The organism is Halorubrum sp. SS7 (assembly GCF_005435055.1).
GTDB classification, from domain to species: Archaea; Halobacteriota; Halobacteria; order Halobacteriales; family Haloferacaceae; genus Halorubrum; species Halorubrum salinarum.
In genome coordinates this window covers 1-756 of record NZ_SGXV01000184.1, presented here as the reverse complement: position 1 = coordinate 756, position 756 = coordinate 1, and the positions used below count along the sequence as shown (strand labels likewise).

Here is a 756-nt window from a genome sequence, read left to right as displayed (position 1 = left end):
CACCGCGGACTGACCGGTTCCCGCCCGGGCGGTTCGAGGCGGACGGACTCGCGTGCGTCAATCGAGTCCAGCGGTCGGTGGGGCCAGCAGACACCGACCCGGACAACCGACATCGGCCCCGATTCCGACGAACCGCCTCGAAGTCAAGCCCCGAGGCGCTCGCCTCGGTCATCGGTGGAGACGGTAGAAGCGGAGCACCCCCGTCTCATAGCCCCTCCTCGCCGCCCTCCTGCGTGAGGAGGACGACCATCGAGAGCCCGGAGATGAGGAGCAGGATGAGCGTGGGGACGACCGCGTACTGGTAGAACGCGTTCTGCTGCGCGCGCCAGATCTGCGTGACGATCGTGTCGAACCCGGTCGGGCGGAGCACCAGCGTGACGGGCAGTTCCTTCATCGTCGTGAGGAACACGAGCGCGGCGCCGGCGACGATGCCGGATCGCGTGAGGGGGAACGTCACGCGCCTGAACGCGCCGGTCGACGACTCGCCGAGGGTGCGCGCCGCCTCGACGAGCCGCCGGTCGATCTGGAGGATGGAGGTCCGCGTCGACCCGACCGCCTGCGGCAGGAACCGGACGACGTACGCGAAGATCAAGAGCGGGAGCGTCTGGTAGATCCACGGGGCGTACCCCGACCCGAAGTACACCAGCGCGAGCGCCAGCACGATGCCGGGGACCGCGAAGCCGACGTACGTCGCCCGCTCGAAGATCACCGCGAACGGCGAGTCGTGGTTCGCGGCGAAGTAGGCGATCGGGATCG

The 756-nt window shown here is 69.2% G+C and carries 1 protein-coding gene; it reads right to left on the bottom strand.

Going from position 1 to position 756, the window contains the following annotated elements:
* Positions 1 to 205: 205 nt before the first annotated feature.
* A partial coding sequence (locus EXE44_RS17505) for an iron ABC transporter permease (protein WP_137718014.1) occupies positions 206 to 756 on the bottom strand: 551 nt, incomplete at its 5' end.